Raw genomic sequence first — 18,862 nt, forward strand, 5'->3', positions numbered from 1 at the left:
GCTTGGCAAGAGGCTGGCTCAGTATATGGCAGATTTTCAGCGCGGCGTGCAGGGCGCAGGATAGGCCCATGAACAGCTCTCTCGCGTTTTACCAGAATCTTGGCATGGCCCTTTCTCTGCTGGTCATCGGCACCTTCGTACTGGCCGGTATGGTCAAGGGGGTGATCGGTCTCGGCCTGCCCACCATCGCCATGGGGTTGTTGGGACTGGCTATGGCTCCGGCGCAGGCTGCAGCCTTGCTGATCATTCCGGCGACCCTGACCAATCTCTGGCAACTGGCCTTTGGCGGGCACCTGCCGGCCTTGCTCAAGCGCCTGTGGCCGATGTTGCTGACGATCTTCGTCGGCACGGCCGCCGGTTCATTGTGGCTGGGCATCGAGGGCGGGCATTGGGTGGTGCGGGGGTTGGGCGCGGCGTTGCTGCTGTATGCCCTGAGCGGCCTGCTGTTGCCGACCCTGCGCGTGTCGCCGGCCCAGGAGCGCTGGCTGGCGCCGCTATGCGGGCTGATCACCGGGGTCATCACTTCGGCCACCGGGGTGTTCGTGATCCCGGCGGTGCCCTATCTGCAGGCCCTGGGCTTGAACAAGGATCAGTTGGTGCAGGCCCTGGGCCTGTCGTTCACGGTGTCGACCCTGGCCCTGGCCGCCGGCCTGCTGTGGCGCGGCGCCCTGGGCAGCGCCGAGCTGGGGGCCTCCTTGCTGACCCTGGCCCCGGCGCTGTTGGGCATGTGGCTGGGGCAATGGTTGCGCCAGCGCATCAGCGCCTTGCTGTTCAAGCGGGTGTTCTTCATCGGCCTGGGGCTGCTGGGCGGGCATCTGTTGATCAGCGGCTAGACCTTTGGCTCAGCGGCCAGCCGTGGCCGGGCTGAGCATGTCGATGGCGCGGATCTCGAAGTCGCGCTCCAGGTAGTCCATGCGCGCGTCGAGAAACTGCTGCATGTGCGGCAGGCCAGAGTGGCTATCCAGCGCCTCCTGGGAGGCCCAGACCTCATAGAAGATGAACAGGCTCGGGTCTTCCCGGTCCCGCAGCATGTGGTACTCGATGCAGCCGGCTTCAGCGCGGCTGGCGGCGACATGGCTCAGGAAGAACGCCTGGAAGGCGTCGGCGCGCTCGGGACGGGTCTTGGCGTGAAGGATAAAGGCCTGGGGCGTGGACATGCGCAAAGCACTCATTGACGGGGAAGGTGCTGAAGATCCTAAGGCAAAGATTGGCTATCGATTCGTGCGTTTTAGTCAAATGTATTTTGAGCAACCCGGGCTTATTCTCCGCGCCCTGCCTGATTAACCTGCCGCCATCGTTTGCAACCTTCACAACCCGTCGCTGCCGATGCGCGATGGGCTGTCCCCGATGAGGCCGGATCATGAAAAAAGTACTGCTGCTCAATGGCGCCAAACAATTTGCCCACTCCGATGGCCGTTACAACGCCACCCTGCACGACACCGCCCTGGCGGTGCTGGATCGCGGCGGCCTGGAGGTCAAGGTCACCCATATCGACGAGGGCTACGACATTCAGGAAGAAGTGGCGAAGTTTCTCTGGGCCGACGTGATCATCTACCAGATGCCCGGCTGGTGGATGGGCGCGCCGTGGATCGTCAAGAAGTACATCGACGAAGTCTTCACCGAAGGCCACGGCAGCCTCTACGCCAGCGATGGCCGGACCCGTTCCGACGCCTCGCAGAAATACGGCAGCGGCGGCCTGATCCAGGGCAAGCAGTACATGCTGTCGCTGACCTGGAACGCGCCGCAGCAGGCCTTTGACGACCCGACCGACTTCTTCGAAGCCAAGGGCGTGGACGCGGTGTACTTCCCGTTCCACAAGGCCAACCAGTTCCTCGGCATGCGCGGCTTGCCGACCTTCCTCTGTGTCGACGTGATGAAGCGCCCGAACATCGAAGCCGACGTGCAGCGCTACGCGGAGCACCTCAAGGCGGTGTTCAATCTCCAGGGCTGAATCCGGCTACTATTGAGCGCCTTGAAGCGGGCCTGCGGTTTATCCAGGGCCCACCCGCGCCGATAAAGGACTCCTGTGAAAGCCCGATCCGACGAGTTGCAAGTCTTGGTTTGCGTCATCGAGTGCGGTTCGATTTCCGCCGCTGCCGAGCAATTGGCCCAGACCCCTTCGGCGGTCAGTCGCAGCTTGTCGCGGCTGGAGGCCAAGCTCGACACCACGCTGATCAACCGCACCACTCGACGCATGGACCTGACCGAAGAAGGTCGCTACTTCTTCGAGCAGGCCAAGCGCATTCTCGACCAGATGGACGAGCTCGAAGAGCGCCTGTCCTCGCGCCAGCGCAATCCGTCCGGGCGTTTGCGGATCAACGCCGCATCGCCTTTCATGCTGCACGCCATCGTTCCCCATGTGGCCGAGTTCCGCCGCCTGTACCCGGATATCCAGCTGGAGCTCAACAGCAACGACCTGATCATCGACCTGCTGGAGCAAAGCACCGACATTGCCATCCGCATCGGCGTGCTGGCGGATTCGACCCTGCATGCCCGCTCCCTGGGCTGCAGCCCGTTGCACATTCTGGCCAGCCCCGATTACCTGGCCCGCCACGGCACCCCGCAAAGCGTGGCCGAACTGGCCGGGCACACCTTGCTCGGCTTCACCCAGACCGAAACCCTCAACCACTGGCCGTTGCGCCATGTGCATGGCGACCGCTGGCAGATCCAGCCGGACATCAGTGCCTCCAGCGGCGAGACCTTGCGCCACCTGGCGCTGGAGGGGCAGGGGATTGCCTGCCTGTCGCATTTCATGACCATCGACGACATCCGCGCCGGGCGCCTGCAACCGGTGCTGGCCTCGTTCAACAGCGGCTACCGCCAGCCGATCAACGCGGTGTACTACCGCAACTCGCAACTGGCCCTGCGCATCCAGTGCTTCCTGGATTTCATCCAGGGCAAGCTCGCGGACTACGCCAGCCCCGAGTTCCAGGGCTGAGCCCAGTTGGTACGGGCGTACTGCGATTGGCGATTGCTCGAAATGCAATAGCAGGCCTATGTTCTTGCCGTTCAAAAACAAGAAAAGGAAGGACTTTATGCGCATCCTGTTGTTCAAGACCCTGGCCCTGACGGCCGCCATCGCCGCCAGCAGTTCGGCGTTCGCCGTGACCCTGGAAGGCGGCGCGGTGGCTGCGCCCAACCAGTACGGCGCCGATGTCGCGGCGCAGATCCTGAAGAAAGGCGGTAACGCGGTGGACGCCGCGGTGGCCACGGCCTTCGCCCTGGCAGTGACCTACCCCGAGGCCGGCAACATCGGCGGCGGCGGTTTCATGACGATGTTCGTCGACGGCAAACCCTACTTCCTCGACTACCGGGAAACCGCGCCCAAGGCCGCGACCCGGGACATGTACCTGAACGAAAAGGGCGAGGTGATCGAGAACCTGAGCCTGGTGGGCGCGCGCGCCGCCGGGGTGCCGGGCACCGTGATGGGCCTGTGGGAAGCCCACCAGAAATTCGGCAAGTTGCCGTGGAGCGAGTTGATCACGCCGGCCGTGGGCTACGCGAAAAACGGTTTCAAGGTGGCGGACAAGCAGTACCAGTACCGCGAGGATGCGTTGAAGCTGTTCAACGGCAGCACCAACTTCGGCGACTACTTCGGCAGCATGAAACCCGGTGAAACCTTCCGTCAGCCGGAGCTGGCCGCGACCCTGGAGCGCATCGCCGACCAGGGCGCCAAGGAGTTCTACAGCGGCAAGACCGCCGATTTGCTGGTGGCGCAGATGCAGGCCGACAAGGGCCTGATCACCAAGCAGGACCTGCAGGACTACAAGGTCCAGTGGCGCCAGCCGCTGCAGGTCAGCTTCCGTGGCAACACCCTGTACACCGCACCGCCACCCAGCTCCGGCGGGGTGGCCCTGGCGCAGTTGATCAGCATCAAGGAAGAGCGTGCCGCAGACTTCAAGGGCGTCGAGCTGAACTCGGCCAAGTACATCCACTTGCTGGCGGAAATCGAAAAGCGCGTGTTCGCCGACCGTGCCGACTACCTGGGCGACCCGGCGTTCTCCGACGTGCCGGTCAAGCAACTGACCGACCCGGCCTATCTGAAAAAACGCGCCGCCGAGGTCAACCCCAACGCTATCTCGGCCACCGAGAAAGTGCGTCCCGGGCTTGAGCCGCACCAGACCACCCACTTCTCCATCGTCGATGCCCAGGGCAACGCGGTGAGCAACACCTACACCCTGAACTGGGATTACGGCAGTGGCGTGGTGGTCAAGGGCGCAGGCTTCTTGCTCAATGACGAAATGGACGACTTCAGCGCCAAGCCAGGCGTAGCCAACGCCTTCGGCGTGGTGGGTGGCGATGCCAACGCCATCGCCCCGGGCAAGCGCATGCTGTCGTCCATGAGCCCGAGCCTGGTGACTCGCGACGGCAAGGTCACCCTGGTGCTGGGTACCCCCGGTGGTTCGCGGATCTTCACCTCGATCTTCCAGGTGCTGAACAACCTCTATGACTACAACCTGCCCCTGGAAAAGGCCGTGGCCGCGCAGCGCGTGCATCACCAGCTGTTGCCCAAGGACACGATCTACTACGACGCCTATGCGCCGCTCACCGGCAAGGTCGCCGAAGAGCTGAAAACCATGGGCTACACCCTGGAAGACCAGGGCTGGGAGATGGGCGACATCCAGGCGATCCGGGTCAACGGCACCGCGCTTGAAACCGCTTCCGACCCGCGTGGTCGTGGCGTCGGCAAGGTCGTCAAATAACCGCTGAACCGCTGTAGGAGCCGGCTTTCCGGCGAACGGGCCCGTCAGCCTGGCGCCCGATCGAGCGCCGCTTCGCTGGCAAGCCAGCTCCTACCTTTGTTGTTCACGCGCCGACGAGCGGCTGTTCGGCGGCGCTTCAATTCCGTACCATTGCGCGCCTTTTTCCGCTCTCCCCCAGGACCGCGTCCGCCGGTCCGTCGATCAGGTCAACCATGAAAGCAAAACGTCTGCGCGCCGATGTCCTGGCCGGACTCACTACCTCCTTCGCCTTGCTCCCCGAATGCATCGCCTTCGCCCTGGTGGCCCATCTCAACCCGTTGATGGGCCTGTACGGCGCCTTCTTCATCTGCACCCTGACCGCGCTGTTCGGTGGTCGGCCGGGCATGGTTTCCGGCGCTGCCGGTTCCATGGCGGTGGTGATCGTCGCCCTGGTGGTGCAGCACGGGGTGCAGTACCTGCTGGCCACTGTGTTGCTGGGCGGGCTGGTCATGGTCGCCTTTGGCCTGCTGCGCCTGGGCAAGTTGGTGCGCATGGTGCCGCACCCGGTGATGCTGGGGTTCGTCAACGGCCTGGCAATCGTCATTGCCCTGGCCCAGCTGGAGCATTTCAAGAGCGGTGAACACTGGCTCAGCGGCCAGGCGCTGTACCTGATGGCCGGGCTGGTGGCGCTGACCATGGCCATTGTCTACCTGCTGCCACGCCTGACTCGGGCTGTGCCACCGGCCCTGGTGGCGATCCTCGGCGTCGGCGCATTGGTGTACCTGCTGGGCCTGCCGACCCGCACCCTGGGGGACATGGCCCACATCGCCGGCGGTCTGCCGAGCCTGGCGCTGCCCCAGGTGCCGTGGAACCTGGATACCCTGGGCATCATCGCGCCCTACGCGTTGCTGATGGCCATGGTCGGCCTGCTGGAAACCCTGCTGACCCTGAACCTCACCGACGAAATCACCGAGAGCCGTGGCTACCCGGACCGCGAATGCGTGGCCCTGGGCGCGGCCAATGTGGTTTCGGGCCTGTTCGGCGGCATGGGCGGCTGCGCGATGATCGGCCAGACCGTGATCAACCTCAGCTCCGGTGGCCGCGGGCGCTTGTCCGGGGTGGTGGCCGGGGGGCTGATCCTGCTGTTCGTGCTGTTCCTGTCGCCGCTGATCGAGCGCATTCCCCTGGCGGCCCTGGTAGGGGTGATGTTCGTGGTGTCGCAGCAGACCTTTGCCTGGGCCTCGTTGCGGGTGATCAACAAGGTGCCGATGAACGATGTGCTGGTGATCCTCGCCGTGAGCGTGATCACGGTGTTCACCGACCTGGCCATAGCAGTGTTCTGCGGCATTGTGATCGCGGCGCTGAACTTTGCCTGGCAGCAGGCCCGGGAGCTGTACGCCGACACTCACCTGGAGGCCGACGGCAGCAAGCGCTATCAGTTGCACGGCACTTTGTTCTTTGCTTCCACCACGCCGTTTCTCAATCAGTTCGACCCGGCGGGTGATCCACAGCATGTCACCGTCGACTGTCGCCACCTGAGCTTTGTCGACTACTCGGCCATCGCCGCCCTGAAAACCTTGCGCGAGCGCTATGCCAAGGCCGGCAAGCAACTGCGGGTGCTGCACCTGTCGGAGCGTTGCAAGAAGCTGCTGAAACGAGCCCGGGTGCAACACGACTGAAGCCCGGGGCGAGTGGCAGCGCTCGCCCGTTTTTCAATGCGCGGGGATGAAAATAGCCACTACCGATTTTCATCCCTCGCGCTTTTGCATAGCTGTTCGCGACAAGGCCTGCCTCTTTACGAAAATTAGTTTCACTTGGTTTGAAACAAAACTCCTTAAGTGATTAAAGAGTTTCACAACCATTCGAAAGTGACGCTGTTTTCAAGGAGAACACCATGGCTCCCGCAACGGGTTATTGGCTGCTGGGCTACGCCGCAGTCGCCATCATTGCGTTGATCGTGTTGATCGCCCGCTACCGACTCAATCCCTTTATCGTCATCACCCTGGTGTCCGTCGGCCTGGCGCTGATGGCCGGCATGCCGCCGTCCGGCGTGGTGGGTGCCTATGAAGCCGGGGTCGGCAAGACCCTGGGCCATATCGCCCTGGTGGTGGCCCTGGGCACCATGCTCGGCAAGCTGATGGCCGAATCCGGCGGCGCCGAACAAGTGGCGCGGACCTTGATCGACCGCTTCGGCGAGCGCAACGCCCATTGGGCCATGGTCTGTATCGCCTTTCTGGTGGGGCTGCCGCTGTTTTTCGAAGTGGGTTTTGTACTGCTCATCCCCATTGCTTTCACCGTGGCGCGGCGGGTGGGGGTGTCGCTGCTGATGGTGGGCCTGCCCATGGTCGCCGGGCTGTCGGTGGTCCACGCTCTGGTGCCGCCGCACCCGGGGGCGATGCTGGCGGTGCAGGCCTATCAGGCGTCGGTGGGGCAGACCCTGCTGTACGCGATCCTGATCGGCGTGCCCACGGCGATCATCGCCGGTCCGGTGTATGCCCGGTTTATCGTGCCGCACATTCATCTGCCGGCCGAGAACCCCCTGGAGCGTCAGTTCATTGCCCGCGAACCCCGGGCGCGCCTGCCCAGCTTTGGCCTGACCATGTTCACCATCCTGCTGCCGGTGGTGCTGATGCTGATCGGCGGCTGGGCCAACCTGCTGGCCGAGCCGGGCACCGGGCTCAATCAGTTCCTGCTGTTTATCGGCAACTCGGTGATCGCCCTGTTGGTGGCCACCCTGGTGAGTTTCTGGACCCTGGGGCTGGCCCAGGGCATCAACCGTGAATCGATCCTCAAGTTCACCAACGAGTGCCTGGCGCCCACGGCCAGCATCACCTTGCTGGTGGGGGCCGGTGGTGGCCTGAACCGGATTCTGATCGACTCCGGGGTCACCGAGCAGATCGTCGGCCTGGCCCATGAATTCCAGCTGTCGCCGCTGTGGATGGGCTGGTTGTTTGCGGTGTTGATGCGGGTCGCCACCGGTTCCGCCACCGTGGCCCTGACCACCGCTTCCGGGGTGGTGGCACCGGTGGCCGTCGGCCTGGGGTATCCCCACCCGGAACTGCTGGTGATTGCCACCGGGGCCGGTTCGGTGATTCTGTCCCACGTCAACGACGGTGGCTTCTGGCTGGTGAAGGAATACTTCAATATGACCGTCATTCAAACCTTCAAGACCTGGACCGTGCTGGAGACGCTGATTTCGCTGATCGCCTTCGGCCTGACCCTGGGACTCGCGGAGCTGTTGTAGATGGACATTCTTTATCAGATCCGTTCGCGCCTGGATGACTTCAGCGCCGGGGAAGGGCGGATCGCCCGCTTGCTGCTCGACGACGTGGGCTTTGCCGCCTCCGCCAGCCTCGACGAACTGGCCCAGCGCGCCGAAGTCAGCGCCGCCACCCTGTCGCGCTTTGCCCGCAGCGTCGGTTGCCGCGATTTGCGCCAACTGCGCTTGCAACTGGCCCAGGCCAGCGGTGTCGGTAGCCGCTTTCTCGACCCGGCCGGGGCGCCCGAACAGTCCGGTTTCTACCGGCAGATCCTGGGCGATATCGAGTCTGCGCTGCATCAGCACCTGGCCGGTTTCGAGGAAACGCAGTTTGCCGATGCGGTGCGCTTGCTGGGGCGCGCACGGATGATCCACGCCTTCGGCATGGGCGGCTGCTCGACGCTGTGCAGCGATGAACTGCAGGTGCGCCTGGTGCGCCTGGGCTACCCCATCGCCGCCTGCCACGACCCGGTGATGATGCGGGTGACCGCCGCCGCCCTGGGGCCGCAACACGCGGTGATCGCCTGTTCCCTGACCGGCATCACCCCCGAATTGCTGGACGCGGTGGCCCTGGCCCGCAACTACGGTGCCGGCATCCTCGCCATCACCCTGCCCGAGTCACCCCTGGCGCAACTGGCGGACGTGGTGCTGCCTCTGCACAGCGCCGAAACCTCGTTCATCTACAAACCCACCGCGGCCCGCTACGGCATGCTGCTGGCCATTGATGTGCTGGCCACCGAGCTGGCCCTGGCCCTGCCCGATGACAGCCAGGAACGCCTGCGGCGAATCAAGCTGGCCCTGGACCATTACCGGGGCGGCGACGACTGCCTGCCCCTGGGAGACTGACATGCGCTACGACACGCTGATTCGCAACGCCCTGATCATCGACGGCAGCGACCGCCCGGGCTATCCCGCCGACCTGGCGATCGGCGACGGTCGCATCCAGCGCATCGGCGACCTGTCCGCGGCCACCGCCGAGCACGAGATCGATGCCGGCGGCCGGGTCCTGGCTCCGGGCTTCATCGATGTGCACACCCACGACGACACCGTGGTGATCCGCCAGCCGCAGATGCTGCCCAAGCTCAGCCAGGGCGTGACCACGGTGATCGTCGGCAACTGCGGGATCAGCGCTGCGCCGGTGAGCCTCAAGGGCGATCCGCCGGACCCGATGAACCTGCTGGGCGAGCGCTCGATGTTTGTCTATCCGCACTTTCGCGACTATCGCGCGGCGGTGGATGAGGCGCGCCCGGCGGTGAACGTCGCGGCCCTGGTGGGGCACACGGCGCTGCGCAGCAACCACCTTTCGGACCTGCATCGCACCGCCAGCGCAGGCGAAATCGCGGCCATGCGCGAGCAACTGCGCGAAAGCCTGGAGGACGGCGCCCTCGGCCTGTCCAGCGGGCTGGCCTATGCCAGCGCGTTTTGCGCCGAGACCGATGAAGTGCTGCAACTGGCCCAGGAACTGACGGCGTTCGGGGCGGTGTACACCACCCACCTGCGCAGCGAGTTCGAGCCGGTGCTGGAGGCCATGGACGAAGCCTTCCTGATCGGTCGCGCGGCCCGGGCGCCGGTGATCGTCTCCCACCTCAAATGCGCCGGGGCCGGCAACTGGGGACGCAGCCCGCAACTGCTGGCGGCCCTGGAACAGGCGGCCCAGGATCATCCGGTGGGCTGCGATTGTTATCCCTACGCCGCCAGCTCTTCGACCCTGGATCTCAAGCAGGTCACCGATGCGTACCGCATCACCATCACCTGGTCCACGCCGCACCCCGAACAGGGCGGTCGTGATCTGAACGAGATTGCCGACGAGTGGGGCGTCAGCCTGCTGGTCGCCGCCGAGCGCCTGCAACCGGCGGGGGCGGTGTACTACGGCATGGATGAAAGCGACGTGCGGCGCATCCTCGCCCATCCGCTGTCGATGATCGGCTCCGATGGCCTGCCGGAAGATCCCTTCCCTCATCCACGGTTGTGGGGGGCCTTCCCTCGGGTACTGGGCCACTTCAGCCGCGACCTGGGCCTGTTCCCGCTGCACACCGCGGTGCACAAGATGACCGGGCTTTCGGCGGCGCGATTCGGCCTGCACCAGCGCGGCGAAATCCGCGAGGGGCATTGGGCCGACCTGGTGCTGTTCGACCCGGCGCGGGTGCGCGACGTGGCCGATTTCAAGCACCCGCAGCAAGCCGCGCAAGGGATCGACGGGGTCTGGGTCAATGGCGTGCGCAGCTACGCCGAGGGCCAGGCCAACGGTCAGCGCTCGGGACGTTTCTTAGCGAGGGAGGGGGATTTGCGCCGGGGCTTCACATTCGCAGTCTGATTCTATGATCTTCGTCACAGTGATGGCGCTGTGCCATTAAAGAATCCTGGCGCGGCGCCGAAGTGCTGGGAATCGCCGCCTGTAGAGTCGGCCTATTTCAGTCAGGGAGTCATGCAATGAGCTTTGGCAAAACCACCCCTATCCTGCGGATCTTCGATGAAGCCAAGGCCCGGGAGTTTTACCTGGACTTCCTGGGGTTCAACCTCGATTGGCAGCACCGCTTCGAGGACAACTTCCCGCTGTACATGCAGGTGTCCCGGGGCGATTGCGTGCTGCACCTGTCCGAGCATCACGGCGATTGCACCCCGGGCGCGGCGCTGCGGATCGAGACCGATGAACTGGAAGCCTTCCAGCAGCAATTGCTGGCCAAGCAGTACCGTTTTTCCCATCCGCAGATCCAGGCCATGCCCTGGGGCAGCCAGGACATGGCCATCAGCGATCCGTTTGGCAATCGGCTGGTGTTCACCAACGCCATCAGCGTCTGAGCGGGCTCAGGCCTTGCCGGCGCTTAGCGCGGTCTGACGAAACTGTCCCGGGGTCAACCCGGTGCGGCTCTTGAAGCTGCGGTGAAATGAACGGGATTCGGTAAAGCCCAGGCAATCGGCGATCCCCTGGATCGACAGCTCGCTGTGGCACAGATAGTGCTCGGCCAGCTCCTGGCGCAAGTCATCGAGAATCTGTTGGTAGGACGTGCCGGCCTGTTGCAGCTGGCGCTGCAGCGTGCGTTCGGACATCTGCAACTGCTCCGCCACCTGCTCCTTGCGCGGCAGACCGTCCTTGAGCAACTGGCGCAACACGTTCTGCACCTGCAACGCCAGGGGCGCATCGGCCAACGAGGCCATCATCGCCTGGGCGTGATCCTCCAGGGTCTTGAGCAGCCGCGCATCGGCCTGGCGCAAGGGCAACTGCAGGTAGTGCAGCGGTGCTACCAGGGCCGAGCAGGCTTGCCCGAACAGCACCGGGCAGCCGAACAGGGCCTCGTACTGCGTCACCTCGGCCGACTCCGGCCGCGAATGCTCGAACCACACCGCAGTGGGGGAGAGCTGCGAGTCGGCGATCCAGCGCGCATACAGCAGCCAGGAGGCCAGGACGTTTTCCACCAGATGCCGGCGAATGTCCGGGCGCCGATGACGACAGCTCCAGATCAACCGCACCTGATCGCCCGCCACCTCGGCCCGGCTGGTGCCCATGTCCCCCACCAGTTTTTCGAACGGCATGATGCGGCCCATGGCTTCGCCCAGGGTCGCGCAGTTCATGGTGATGTAGCCCAGCACGTTCCAGGAGCTGGGTTTGACGAAGCGCGCCGAATTGAGCCCGAACAGCGGATCGCCGGAGTGCTGGCAGAAGTAGTCGAGCAACCGCTCATGCACCTCCACCGGCAGGCGCAGGCTGGTGTCGTTCAACTGCGCGGCTTCAAGCCCCGCCGCCGCCAGCGCCGGCGCCGTGGCAATACCCAATTGCTCGGCATAGAGCAGATATTTGAGCAAGGGTGGGACCGAGGTAAAACCGAGGCTGGGCATCGAGATATTCCTGGTGACAGATCCTTCGGACAGCAGGACGCAGACCGGGAAAGGTAAGGGCAAACCCCAAGTGCTGTAAATGGCCGGCGCCCCCGCTTCTTGTAGCCGCTGCCGCAGGCTGCGAACGGCCCCGAAGGGGACGCCGCCCTTGAGGGCCTCTGAAGGCCCTGCGGGCCTTGTCGCAGCCTGCGGCAGCGGCTACAGGGATGCGATAAAGTTTGCCTCTGATGGCGGATTTTCGCTTTGATTTGTAGGGCATTTCCGCGAGAATCCACCCGTTACATTTCAACTGTTTGCATGGCTTGTGCCTATCGAATGTCCAGGGCTAGTCTTCGGCCGTCGCTGCATTTCAGCGATCGGGTTTGGTAGCCCGCATCACTTCAGGCACAAGCGCCGCTGACTTTCGACAGGCCTTAATCTGTCGACGTGTTATGGCGGCTGTGCGCAGGGCACCTCGTGTGCGCTGGGTTTCCTGGAGTCCCGGTCTACCAACCTGCGTATGGCCGCCACCTTGATCGTTTGGTAGCGATGCGTGGCGGTTCAACTTCTCCAGGAGTTTTGCCGTGAAGAAGATCGTTCCCGATCCACCCGTTCTGCAACCCAGTCGTGAGTTGATCACTGCGCTGGAAGAACCCAACAAGACCTTGCTACAGGCGCTGCAAAACACCGCGCTTTCGCCCCCTTTGCATGAGCACTTCACTGCCACTGGCAGCACCCGCTTTGGTTGTCGGGATGGCGAGGGCCGTCCGCTGTTTGCGGTATGTGAAGGGGTCAATGCCGAAGAGGCGCTGCTGCACGTTTCATTGCTGCTCAAGTGCGCCGAAGAGACGGCCGACGAAATCACCAGCGCCAGCGGCATCGAGCGTGGGCTGATCTGGTCGATGATTCATTCGGTGGAGATGGCGCGGGCGGTGGTGGATGCGCTGCTCGACGGTGCCGAACAACCCTCTGTAGCCGCTGCCGCAGGCTGCGAACGGCCCCGAAGGGGACGCCGCTCTTGAGGGCCTAGGAAGGCCCTTCGGTCCTTGTCGCAGCCTGCGGCAGTGGCTACAGAACCGAAGGGCGCGCCGCGAATCAGACGCGGAAGTGGCTGACCATCATCTGCAACTGGCCGCCCAGGCGCGCCAGTTCAACACTGGAGGCGGCGGTTTCATCGCTGGCGGCGGCGGTCTGTTCGGACACGTCGCGCACGTTGATGATGCTGCGGCTGATCTCTTCGGCCACGGCGCTCTGCTGCTCGGCCGCGGCGGCGATCTGCTGGTTCATCGATTGGATGTTGGACACGGTGCGGGTGATGCTTTCCAGCGAGGCACCGGCCTTGCGGGTCAGCTCGACGCTGCTGTCGGTCAGGCTGCGGCTGTTGTTCATCACCGTGGCCACTTGCTGGGTGCCGTTCTGCAGGCCGGCCACCAGTTCCTCGATCTCTTCGGTGGACTTCTGGGTGCGCTGGGCCAGGGCCCGCACTTCGTCGGCGACCACGGCAAAACCACGCCCGGCTTCACCGGCACGGGCGGCTTCGATGGCGGCGTTCAGCGCCAGCAGGTTGGTCTGTTCGGCCACGGCCTTGATCACGTCCATGACGCTGCCGATCTTGTCGCTTTCCTGTTGCAGCACGGTCATGGCGTCGGTGGAACGCACCACTTCGCTGGCCAGGCGCTCGATCTGCTCGATGGCCTGGGCCACCACTTTGTCGCCTTCGCGGGCTTCGCCGTCGGCGGCGGCTGCGGCCTGGGAAGCTTCTTCGGCATTGCGCGCGACTTCCTGCACGGTGGCGGTCATCTCGTGCATGGCGGTGGCCACCTGGTCGGTCTCGACCTTCTGGCTGTTGACCCCGGCGCTGGTTTCTTCGGTCACGGCGGACAGTTCTTCGGCGGCGCTGGCGATCTGGGTCACGCCGTCGCGGATGCCACCGATCAGTTCGCGCAGGGTCACGCCCATGCGCACGATGCCTTGTTGCAGCACGCCCAGTTCATCGCGACGGGTGACCCGCAGGTTTTCGGTGAGATCGCCCGAAGCGATGCGCTCGACCACGGCCAGGGTTTCCCGCAGCGGACGGGTGATCTGCCGGGTGATGATCACGGCAGCCAGTACGCCCACCAGCAGGGCCAGCAGGGTGCTGATCAATTGCAGGCTGCGGGCCTGGGCGCTTTCGATGTCGCGGCGCTCCAGCTGGATCTGGTACAGGGCGTCGCTGCGGCTGACGATGTCGGCGCCCTGTTCGGTCATTTCCTTGCGCGCCTGCACGGCGTCGGTGAAGGCGACCTTGAAGGCCTGCAGCGAGCTGCGGTAGCCGCTCAGTGCGGTTTCCAGCTGTTGCAGGGCATCACGCTGGGTGCTGCTGAAATGGCTCTTGAGCTGATCCATTTCGGCAATGGCCGCGTTGAGCTGGGTGACGGCTTTCTGTTCGGTGTCCGGGTTGTTGGTGGTGACGTAGCCGCGCACTTCATAGCGCGCCAGTTGGAAGGCTTCCTTGGCCTGGGTGATGGCCTGGAACTGTTCGAAGCGCGCGTCGCTCAGGGGCAGTTGCTTGACCCAGGTGTTGATGCCATTGATCAGGTCATTGGCGCGTTCGGCGTTCTGGTTCATCGCCAGGCGCGCAGCGTCGCCGGTGCGGTAGGCATTGCGCATCTTGTTCAGCGAGTCCTGATAAGCGCTGATGGTGGCGCCCAGACCTTGCAGGAGCTTGATGTTTTCCGGGCTCTGGAACGTGGCCAGGAGTTTTTTCTGCTGGGCGCTGAAATCATCCAGGGTCTTCTGCACGCCCTGGGCGGCGGTTTCGTCGCCGTTGGCCAGCATGTACTGCAGACGGGTGACCCGCAGTTTGGTCAGGCCGCTGTTGAGCTGGGTGATGTCGCTCATCCAGTTACTGCGGTCGATCAGGTTGCCCAGACTGGTCCAGCCGGTCAGTGCCAGGATGCCGGTGAGGGCCAGAACCAGGCCGAAACCCAGGCCCAGCTTAAGGTTGACGCTGATGTTGGCAAACCAACTACTCATTGAATTCCTCCAGGAACGTAGCTCTTCTTGATCTTGAGTTGGCTGGAAGATTGTTGTTGTTGGTGACCAGCAAGGTGTTTTGTAGGGGGTGTATCGGCGGGATGTGCCATAGCTGAAACGATTTCGTCCGCATTGTCCCAAGACAATGTTTTCGGCGATGGACGGTTATTTTGCGGGATGAACCACCCGTGCGTTGAGCTTTTTTTCACATTGATTTCACCGCTCCCCCACGGCGTGCGCCCTAGAGTCGGTCCGGTTGCTGCCAGCGTGCCCGGCCGCGCTCAATGGTCATCCGGGTTCTGTAGCCTCGCTACGCGCTGCTCAAAACCCCGGATCACTCTCATAGGGCGGCAGGACTGTGGCTACAAGACTCGTGCTGGCGGTGGCCAAGCGTCCGCCCTTTAGGCGTTCCCTGGTCCGTTACAAGAACGCACTGGCGCTGCTGGGCGTGGTGCTGCTGCTCCCCTTGAGTCTGTACCTGCTCAAGCCGGCGGCGGTGCCGGACCTGGCCCACGGCAACGTGGCCGGGATCAGGGCCTTGACCCGCAGTTGGGCCAAGGGCGACATGATTGTCCTGGTGCGTCACGTGGAGCGCTGCGATCGCTCCAGTGCCACCTGTCTCGGGCCCGCCGATGGCATTACCGATCGAGCGCGGGAGGTGGCGGTGAGCATTGGCGCGCAGTTCGAGCAGTTGGGCCTGGAACGCACCGACCTCTATAACAGCCCCCTGACCCGCACCGCGCAGACGGCCGGCTATATGTTCAGCAAGGTCAGCAGTGGCGATGACTGGCTGTACAACTGCAAGAACGGCCTGCTGCGCGACGTGCTGGCGCATAAGGTCGCTGGCCGCAATCTGGTGCTGGTGACCCACAGTGAATGCATGGACCAACTGGAGCAGGAACTGAAACTGTCGACCCCGACCCTGGGTTACGGCGCCTCGCTGTTTGTGTCTACCGATACCCTCAACGGGGCGCCGAAGATGCTCGGGATGATCGAGGCCAATGACTGGCGTTCGCTAAACCTCAAGCCCTGACGGCCCCCGGGGCCGGCCGTCGCGGCCGGTGATCAGGCTCAGGGGGCCAGCAGGTCCGGATCGGCGGGAGGGGGCGCCGCGGGAGCCAGCGCGCCGGGCGCAGGACCTTCATTGATCCGCTGTGGACTGATCAGATTGGTGAACTCCTCGATCAGGCGCTGGATCGCCTCCGGCGGCTCGCAGTCGCGAAACTCCATGCAGATCTGCACTTCGTCCGGGTCGCGCTCCTGGCCTTCGCGCTTGCCGCTGCCGAAGGTGACGAAAAACTTCTCGCTCTGCAGTTCGCCATTCTCCAGGTCGTGGCTGGCCTTCTGCAGTTCGGTGCCCTGCATGCGCACCGACAGGTCGACGGTCATCTTGTGCAGGGCCAGGCCCTTGGGCGAGACCAGGGCAATCAACGGGACGTTGATGATGTGCTGTTCGTTGAGGGCCACCTCGACCATCTTGGCCTTCATCGGCGTACCCAGGTCGTTGACGTTGTAGTCGAAGAACTGGTCGAACAACTTGATGTATTGCTGGGCGATCAGGTTGTGGGTCGCGGCGGCGGCCTGGTGCATGCCACGGGTGATGTGGCTCAGGTCGCTGGCGGACATGGGCTCCTTGCGACGGGAAAAAAACGCCATGGATCATGCTCCTTGTTCGATGGCTGAAGTGCCCCGCCGTGGCGGCGGGGCGGGTGGGTCAAACGTGGTTGTCAGGGCTTGTCGCCGCTGTTTTGCGCCGGAGCATCGGGCATTTTCAGCGCGTTGGCGGTGGGCAGCTTGTCGGTGTCGGTGGCGGTGGCGCTCGGCAGCATCACCGGTTTGGTGGCGGCGTCGGTGAGGAAGTCGATCACTCGCATCAGGGCTTCCGGTGGGTCCTGGCGGACGATCTTGGTGCTGATGGCGTAGCGTGCCCGGGTGTCGGTCTTGCGGGTCTGCGTGGATTTGTGGCTCGCCGCACCCTTGACCGAAACACTGAACGGGCCCCAGCCCATCTTCGCCTCGAAACTGCCGGAGGCTTCAGTGGAACTGGTGTCCTCGGCCATCTGGCTGATGGTCAGCTCGAACTCGATGGAGCCTTCCTCGATGGTGATGTTGGGGTGACTGATGGCCGCCAGCAGCGGGATGCGCATCGATTTCTTCACCGTACCCTTGTAGACGCCCTGGTCATCCACCAGGGTTTCGTCGTAGTCGAACTGCACCGATACCGCCTGGCCGTTCTGGATACACACACCCATGAGGAAGTCCGCATAAGCTTTGCTCGCGGCGACCTGCGCCTGGATCATTGCCATCAACGGACCGGTGATCATCTTGTCCAGGGGCAGGGCGGCAATCACGCCGCCGATCAAGCCCTTGTCGATATCTGGCATGGTCAATCTCCTTATCGTTTATGCGCGAGTTGCGCCCTTGCACCTTAAGCAAGCCCGCGCCGCCGATTCAGCGGGAATCGATTACCGGTGAGTGTTGGCTTCCAGGCGGCGGATGTTGCCGATCTGCCGCAGGCTCAGGCCGTACTTGTCCGCCAGGACGCTACGGGAGATGCCTCCCAGGCTTTCCAGCTGGATGTGCTGGTTGCGGATCTGCCGGCAGAAGTGGTCGGCCTTGGGGATCTCCAGGGCCAGTCCGGCGAAGCGTTCGATCAGGGCGTTGAGAGCATCGGGAGGCAGGATCAGCGCCAGCGAAGTGCGCTCGGCGTGCTTGGGGATGTACTTGGGACGGCCGCCGTATTCACGTGTCAGGCGGTAGGCGTTTTCCAGGCCGATGCAGTCGATGAGGGCCTGGAGTGAATGGGGTAGCTGGCGAATATCGATAAGACTGAGGTCTTTCACGTCCATTTGGTACCTCCTTGGAATTATGAATACAGCTGGTTCGATCCTAAGGAGGTGTGTCGTCCTCTGTTCAGTGGGAAATTTCCCCCCTATTAAAGGGAACTATTACATTCTGATGTTGTATCGGTCGCTGGTGATGCACTGGATTTTCTTCAACTGGAGGAGGAAATATCCATGTCACGCTATGCGATTGATTTCAGTTTTATCGCCGCTCTGGAAGGCGGTGCCATGACCCGCGGTTATGTGCCCGATGCGGCCAACAGCAAGAGCGGGGTCACGGTGGGCACGGGCTTCGATCTGGGGCAGCGAGGGGTGAAGGATTTGCAGGCGCTCAATCTGCCGGCAGATCTGGTGCGGCGCTTGACGCCCTACCTGGGCCTGACGGGGCTCAAGGCCAAGGCGTTTCTCGATGGCCAGCCCTTGAGCATCGGCAGTGACGAGGCCGAGCTGATCGATGAGGCGTTCAAGGCGCCCTTTGTCGATCGCCTGGCGGCGAACTACTCCAAGGCCAGCGGGGTGGATTTCGCCCAACTGCCGGCACCGATGCAGACCGTGATCGCCTCGGTGGCCTTTCAGTACGGCGACCTGGCCAGCCGCACGCCGAAGTTCTGGGCCCAGGTGGTGGCCCGCGACTGGAAGAGTGCCCTGGCCAACTTGCGCAATTTTGGCGACAGCTACGGCACTCGTCGGCGCAAGGAGGCCGATCTGCTGAGCTCGCAGATCGCTTCATGAGCCGTTGCCGCCCAGGCTAACGGCCTGGGCGGTTTGTCGGTTTCAGGGGCAGGGGATGATTTGCAGCAGGCTCGCACTGCCCATGTGGCTGGTGTCATCGGGCCGGGTGCCAGTGGGCAGCGAACGCCAATCCACCAACAGACACAGCGCCTTGAGGGACTTGCCCCGGGCCTGGCCGATGGGCGTGGCAAACTCATGGCGGTACAGCGCCTGGGTGGTGTTTTGCGCGGTTACGCTGCTGGCATTGCTCAAGGTGGTGCGAGCCATGTCCGGCAGTTTGTCCTGGGTGATGGTGAAGCGCGGTTGTTCGCCCGCGGTATTGAAAGCGCCCTGGTCCCGGGCGCGTTTCCACAGCTGCTGCCATTGGCTGCTGCCGGCGGTGCTCCCCAGGGTGGCGGCGTAGGCCTTCAGGGTTTCGGCCGGGGTGCTGGTGGTGTCCAGGGCGTGGGCGGCGCTGGCCAACAGGCTCAGGCCGATGATCAGTGAACGCAGAATCAACATGGGGCAACTCCTTTTGC

General features: G+C 63.8%; 19 protein-coding genes and 1 pseudogene. 12 read left to right on the forward strand and 8 right to left on the reverse strand.

From position 1 onward, the window contains the following. The first annotated feature begins 68 nt into the window (after positions 1 to 68). Positions 69 to 833, forward strand: coding sequence for a sulfite exporter TauE/SafE family protein (locus ACMGF8_RS08855; protein WP_416759311.1), 765 nt, complete (start codon positions 69 to 71; stop codon positions 831 to 833). A 9-nt stretch (positions 834 to 842) separates the two neighbouring features. Here the strand turns inward: ACMGF8_RS08855 and ACMGF8_RS08860 are convergent, their stop codons facing one another. Beyond that, positions 843 to 1,157 (reverse strand): putative quinol monooxygenase, encoded by a 315-nt coding sequence (locus ACMGF8_RS08860; protein WP_207167035.1) that lies wholly within the window; start codon positions 1,155 to 1,157, stop codon positions 843 to 845. A gap of 203 nt (positions 1,158 to 1,360) precedes the next feature. On the opposite strand from ACMGF8_RS08860, the gene ACMGF8_RS08865 reads away from it, so the two are divergent. From ACMGF8_RS08865 to ACMGF8_RS08900, 8 genes are all read left to right on the forward strand, one after another. Continuing rightward, positions 1,361 to 1,951, forward strand: coding sequence for an NAD(P)H-dependent oxidoreductase (locus ACMGF8_RS08865; RefSeq protein WP_102861039.1), 591 nt, complete (start codon positions 1,361 to 1,363; stop codon positions 1,949 to 1,951). 75 nt (positions 1,952 to 2,026) lie between these two features. Next, complete coding sequence (locus tag ACMGF8_RS08870) at positions 2,027 to 2,938, forward strand: LysR substrate-binding domain-containing protein (protein ID WP_416759314.1); 912 nt, start codon at positions 2,027 to 2,029, stop codon at positions 2,936 to 2,938. Between the two features lie 97 nt (positions 2,939 to 3,035). Continuing rightward, positions 3,036 to 4,703, forward strand: coding sequence for a gamma-glutamyltransferase (gene ggt, locus ACMGF8_RS08875; RefSeq protein WP_305949004.1), 1,668 nt, complete (start codon positions 3,036 to 3,038; stop codon positions 4,701 to 4,703). A 212-nt stretch (positions 4,704 to 4,915) separates the two neighbouring features. Next, complete coding sequence (locus ACMGF8_RS08880; protein ID WP_416759316.1) at positions 4,916 to 6,361, forward strand: SulP family inorganic anion transporter; 1,446 nt, start codon at positions 4,916 to 4,918, stop codon at positions 6,359 to 6,361. A 215-nt stretch (positions 6,362 to 6,576) separates the two neighbouring features. Beyond that, a complete protein-coding gene (locus tag ACMGF8_RS08885; protein WP_102861043.1) occupies positions 6,577 to 7,926 on the forward strand; it encodes a gluconate:H+ symporter in 1,350 nt (449 codons plus the stop codon). Beyond that, complete coding sequence (locus tag ACMGF8_RS08890) at positions 7,927 to 8,787, forward strand: MurR/RpiR family transcriptional regulator (RefSeq protein WP_102861044.1); 861 nt, start codon at positions 7,927 to 7,929, stop codon at positions 8,785 to 8,787. Between the two features lies 1 nt (position 8,788). Beyond that, positions 8,789 to 10,255 (forward strand): N-acyl-D-amino-acid deacylase family protein, encoded by a 1,467-nt coding sequence (locus ACMGF8_RS08895; RefSeq protein ID WP_102861045.1) that lies wholly within the window; start codon positions 8,789 to 8,791, stop codon positions 10,253 to 10,255. A gap of 116 nt (positions 10,256 to 10,371) precedes the next feature. Further along, entirely contained in the window at positions 10,372 to 10,740 is a 369-nt protein-coding gene (locus ACMGF8_RS08900; protein WP_102861046.1) for a glyoxalase superfamily protein, read from the forward strand. A gap of 6 nt (positions 10,741 to 10,746) precedes the next feature. On the opposite strand, the gene ACMGF8_RS08905 is transcribed toward ACMGF8_RS08900, so the two are convergent. Next, on the reverse strand, positions 10,747 to 11,775 hold the full coding sequence (locus tag ACMGF8_RS08905; protein ID WP_416759320.1) for an AraC family transcriptional regulator: 1,029 nt from the start codon (positions 11,773 to 11,775) through the stop codon (positions 10,747 to 10,749). 563 nt (positions 11,776 to 12,338) lie between these two features. On the opposite strand from ACMGF8_RS08905, the gene ACMGF8_RS08910 reads away from it, so the two are divergent. After that, entirely contained in the window at positions 12,339 to 12,776 is a 438-nt protein-coding gene (locus ACMGF8_RS08910; protein WP_115581561.1) for a DUF3077 domain-containing protein, read from the forward strand. Between the two features lie 73 nt (positions 12,777 to 12,849). Here ACMGF8_RS08910 and ACMGF8_RS08915 read toward each other — a convergent pair whose 3' ends face one another. Both ACMGF8_RS08915 and ACMGF8_RS08920 read right to left on the reverse strand, forming a co-directional pair. Then, complete coding sequence (locus ACMGF8_RS08915; RefSeq protein WP_372342433.1) at positions 12,850 to 13,713, reverse strand: methyl-accepting chemotaxis protein; 864 nt, start codon at positions 13,711 to 13,713, stop codon at positions 12,850 to 12,852. Between the two features lie 42 nt (positions 13,714 to 13,755). Next, positions 13,756 to 14,769 (reverse strand): annotated as a pseudogene (locus tag ACMGF8_RS08920) (methyl-accepting chemotaxis protein); the annotation flags it as partial. Between the two features lie 358 nt (positions 14,770 to 15,127). On the opposite strand from ACMGF8_RS08920, the gene ACMGF8_RS08925 reads away from it, so the two are divergent. Then, the gene (locus tag ACMGF8_RS08925) at positions 15,128 to 15,802 is read left to right on the forward strand and encodes a histidine phosphatase family protein (protein WP_416759322.1); all 675 of its coding nucleotides are present in this window, start codon (positions 15,128 to 15,130) and stop codon (positions 15,800 to 15,802) included. A 38-nt stretch (positions 15,803 to 15,840) separates the two neighbouring features. On the opposite strand, the gene ACMGF8_RS08930 is transcribed toward ACMGF8_RS08925, so the two are convergent. The 3 genes from ACMGF8_RS08930 to ACMGF8_RS08940 all read right to left on the reverse strand — a co-directional run bounded on the left by ACMGF8_RS08930 (position 15,841) and on the right by ACMGF8_RS08940 (position 17,618). Beyond that, the gene (locus tag ACMGF8_RS08930) at positions 15,841 to 16,425 is read right to left on the reverse strand and encodes a DUF2589 domain-containing protein (RefSeq protein ID WP_102861051.1); all 585 of its coding nucleotides are present in this window, start codon (positions 16,423 to 16,425) and stop codon (positions 15,841 to 15,843) included. A gap of 71 nt (positions 16,426 to 16,496) precedes the next feature. Then, positions 16,497 to 17,153: a DUF2589 domain-containing protein gene (locus tag ACMGF8_RS08935; RefSeq protein WP_102861052.1), complete on the reverse strand. Its 657-nt coding sequence runs from the start codon at positions 17,151 to 17,153 to the stop codon at positions 16,497 to 16,499. A gap of 81 nt (positions 17,154 to 17,234) precedes the next feature. Next, the gene (locus ACMGF8_RS08940; protein ID WP_102861053.1) at positions 17,235 to 17,618 is read right to left on the reverse strand and encodes a transcriptional regulator; all 384 of its coding nucleotides are present in this window, start codon (positions 17,616 to 17,618) and stop codon (positions 17,235 to 17,237) included. Positions 17,619 to 17,786: 168 nt separating this feature from the next. Between ACMGF8_RS08940 and ACMGF8_RS08945 the strand changes: the two genes are divergently transcribed. Beyond that, positions 17,787 to 18,344, forward strand: a complete 558-nt coding sequence (locus ACMGF8_RS08945; RefSeq protein ID WP_416759325.1) for a pesticin C-terminus-like muramidase — start codon at positions 17,787 to 17,789, stop codon at positions 18,342 to 18,344. 42 nt (positions 18,345 to 18,386) lie between these two features. On the opposite strand, the gene ACMGF8_RS08950 is transcribed toward ACMGF8_RS08945, so the two are convergent. After that, the gene (locus ACMGF8_RS08950; protein WP_102861055.1) at positions 18,387 to 18,845 is read right to left on the reverse strand and encodes a hypothetical protein; all 459 of its coding nucleotides are present in this window, start codon (positions 18,843 to 18,845) and stop codon (positions 18,387 to 18,389) included. Positions 18,846 to 18,862 lie beyond the last annotated feature (17 nt).

This window comes from Pseudomonas sp. BNK-7, from assembly GCF_048072025.1.
GTDB classification, from domain to species: domain Bacteria; phylum Pseudomonadota; class Gammaproteobacteria; order Pseudomonadales; family Pseudomonadaceae; genus Aquipseudomonas; species Aquipseudomonas danubii.